The organism is Pseudomonas sp. SIMBA_068, from assembly GCF_046534705.1.
Lineage (GTDB): Bacteria > Pseudomonadota > Gammaproteobacteria > Pseudomonadales > Pseudomonadaceae > Aquipseudomonas > Aquipseudomonas putida.
Genome location: NZ_JAWRYI010000704.1, coordinates 1 through 265, shown reverse-complemented (window position 1 = coordinate 265; position 265 = coordinate 1). Strand labels below are relative to the sequence as shown.

At 59.2% G+C, this 265-nt stretch carries 1 pseudogene; it reads left to right on the top strand.

Features of this window, described 5'->3' with window-relative positions:
- Positions 1-78: 78 nt before the first annotated feature.
- Positions 79-265, top strand: a pseudogene (locus SB756_RS31060) (hypothetical protein); the annotation flags it as partial.

Here is a 265-nt window from a genome sequence, read left to right as displayed (position 1 = left end):
ATCCGAAGTGTTGCCCAGCGTCTTCGATCAAGGCGATGCCGACGTCGTGTTTACCGTCAACGCCGAGGAAACCGAGCAATGACAGCCAAAACCCTTAAGCCGTGGTTGGTCGTCTCGGTGTTGCTCAACGTATTTTTGATTGGCGGGGTGGCGGGCGGCCTCTATCACTGGATGGCCGTTGCCGCACCTGCCGAGGCGGTGGTCAACCAGCATGGTCTGCGCCAGGCGATGTTCAAGTTGCCGGTCGAGCGGTGTAAGGAGTTGC